General features: G+C 32.6%; 4 protein-coding genes. 3 read left to right on the top strand and 1 reads right to left on the bottom strand.

What is annotated here, in order from left to right; all coding sequences use genetic code 11:
• Positions 1-1,017 (bottom strand): alanyl-tRNA editing protein (locus AC220I_RS20830; RefSeq protein ID WP_486725792.1); only part of this gene is annotated, 1,017 nt, incomplete at its 3' end.
• Positions 1,018-1,126: 109 nt separating this feature from the next.
• Between AC220I_RS20830 and AC220I_RS20825 the strand changes: the two genes are divergently transcribed.
• The 3 genes from AC220I_RS20825 to AC220I_RS20815 all read left to right on the top strand — a co-directional run.
• Positions 1,127-2,008 carry a hypothetical protein gene (locus AC220I_RS20825; RefSeq protein WP_486725791.1) on the top strand — a complete coding sequence of 294 codons (882 nt, stop codon included), beginning with the start codon at positions 1,127-1,129 and terminating at the stop codon, positions 2,006-2,008.
• Positions 2,009-2,122: 114 nt separating this feature from the next.
• Positions 2,123-2,530, top strand: coding sequence for a hypothetical protein (locus AC220I_RS20820; RefSeq protein ID WP_486725790.1), 408 nt, complete (start codon positions 2,123-2,125; stop codon positions 2,528-2,530).
• A 55-nt stretch (positions 2,531-2,585) separates the two neighbouring features.
• Positions 2,586-2,896: hypothetical protein (locus AC220I_RS20815; RefSeq protein WP_486725789.1), on the top strand; the 311-nt coding region annotated here is incomplete at its 3' end.

The following is a 2,896-nucleotide window of genomic DNA, read 5'->3' as shown; positions in this document are numbered from 1 at the left end:
GTCTCCTTCAATTGATCTTGCAAGTACAATGAAATTAGGTGTTTGACAAATAAGTTGAACCTTACTTCTTAAGTCATTCATAGTAGTCTCTTCTTCTTCGAGCCTGATGACTTTTATCCCATCAACTTCATCGAACATATTGATTAAGTCTTGGACTTCAAGTGCCATTAACTCATGCTTGATATCACTTAAATCTTTTTTATCTTGCTTTGAGTTTTCAATCATTTGTTTTACAAAGTCTACAATTTCAAAATCTTTTACGGATAATAGGGTTGAAAGTTCGTTGACGATGTCATTTCGAACAGTAAAGGTATCTAGGGCATAATTGCCACAGACAAATTCAATCCGAATACCTTGTTTGTAATTTTCTATTTTTTTGACCTTGATCATACCAATTTCACCTGTTAGGCGTACATGAGTGCCACCACAAGGCGAAAAATCATAACCGACAACTTCAATAACCCGTATGTTTTCGGCGACTTTTGGTTGCTTACGCAGCGGCATTTGAGCAAGAGCTTGTGGATCGGGATAATGTGCAATGATTTCAACATTTAGATTTAAAATTTCATTGGCAAGTGTCTCCATTTCCATAACATCACTGGCCTTTAACTTTTGGTCTAGATCAATAGTAATGTAATCCTTGCCAATATGAAAACCCACAGTATTTGCATTAAAGAGCTTTTCAGCCGTTGAAGACAGAATGTGCTGTCCAGAATGTTGTTGCATCAGCGTAAAACGATGTTTCCAATCAAGATTGCATTTAACCAACCCCCTAAGTGCCATAGCAGTTTCTTGGTCCTTTTTGGCAACGAGATGGTATATGATATCATCTTTAATTTGCACATCTACGATTTCAATTGCTTCGATCCATCCAATATCACTTGGTTGGCCACCACCTTCGGGATAAAAATAAGTCTCGTCTAAGATAATGGCAGTTTGATCAGTTTCATATGGTACAACGCCATTTACATTTGCATGAAACTCATGGCGATATGCATCTTCTAAAAATTTCTTCATTGAATGATTGCCTCCTGATAAATTTAATTCATTTTTTACAAAAGATTTAATCTTTAAAGTCCTTTATAGTATATAATATAATTTGATATGAAGAAAGAGGAGGTCTAAAATGGACTATCAATTAATAGAATCACAATATGAAATGCTTTTTGAATTTGCTGTTTCACCACAATTTAAAAAAGCTTACGAAATGGCAGAAGCGCTTTTTGTTGAAGAACGACCAAGTGATGACCTTCTTGGTTTTGCAGAATGGTTTATATTTAATTTTGAAATAGTTGGTCAAGGAAAAACCATAGCTGAGCTATTTTATGAAGAAGAAAAGAACGATTTAAGACAAGCAATGAGCCAAGCCTATAGAAGCATTTTTAAAATCTATAAAGAAAATGAGAAGATTTACCTTAAAGATATATTTACAAATGAAAGCCTCTTGCTAGGACATGAACTCTTTACAGACAACGGGCTCTTAAATACAAGACTTATGATATTAGATCATGATGCCTATATTGTAGGGGATATGTTTGAGCTGGATGTGACCTTTGAAGACGCCATTAAAAAAGCTGTTTTTGAAGCTTACAATAAGTTTTGTATTGACAATGATCTCATAAAAATTGATGACTTTATCAATAAAGAAAATAGAATGCTCTATAATATTGCGTCAATTATTCATGAAACCATTGAAGAGAATATGATAGATGATGATTATTCTGTCTATGAAGCACAGTTTGCCTACAAGTGTTCATATGATGATCTTGTTGAAGTCCTTTTAAAAATGCCATATACCCTAGATGCCGATGAGGATGATGAACTTGTCTATAGATTTATGACAGATGAAGATGTCATTGCAGAAATCGAAATCGCTAAGAAAACCTTTACAGTCTTATCTATAAATGAGCAAATTTTGCATAAAATCATTGAAGAATTTGCAGATTTAAAGGATGAAAATGTCATTTTCATGCAACAACATATGTTAACATTAGATGAATTACTTTAGTTTTATTTGACAAAGGCTATCAATAAATAGTAAAATTTATATAATACTTATTTTTTTGGTAGATTCATATGTAAATATTCTTTGTGAATAATTGAAAGGAGTAGTTGAAAGACTATGTTAAATGCTACAGCAGATCTTCCCGCCGAGGATTATCCCGCCAGTAAAAAGTTAGAAATGAATGATGTCTTAAAGGATATTAAGGCATTGTTAGAAAAGCACGACAACCCAGCACTTGAACTTCAAAAGTATCTTTCAGAGGTTGAAACAAAAATTGATTTTGAGAATAAGAGAGAACTTGACAGTGTTGACAAAGAGAATGTTAAGAACATAATCGAAAAACACCCTTATTTCAAAAATCCATCATCGTATCATATCCGGTTGATAACGATAATGAAATTTCTTAAGAAAAAAGGGATAGACATCACCATTAGAGATTTTGATTTACTTGTAGACGAGATTATTATGTCTATGGATGGTGTAGAGAAAATTGGTTATGGTAAATATAGAAGAAGAAAATATTAAATTACAGGGTCATTGGTATACTATATATCAATGACCTTTAATCTATGGGGAATATATGTTTACAAAATATCTTGAGGCTAAAAAAAACATACTACAAGAAGAAACAATTTTAGAACTCAATAGAGCTCATGAAAAGGGAACCGTTTATACGCCTGAAACAACCAGTCGAGAAATGGTTTATTTGTTGATCTTAGATTATTTATCTAGAAATAATCCATTAACTCTTGGAGAGGATGAAATCCTTAAATCAATTTATTTAAACCTAGATCTTAATGCACTTGAGTTATATAAACCAAGTGAAGTCCAATGTGTTGATGCAAGGCATTTGTTTGAAAAAATTAAAGCACTTAGAATACTGGATTTAGC

This window comes from Fusibacter sp. (assembly GCF_057447755.1).
This window is presented reverse-complemented; position numbering and strand designations above follow the sequence as displayed.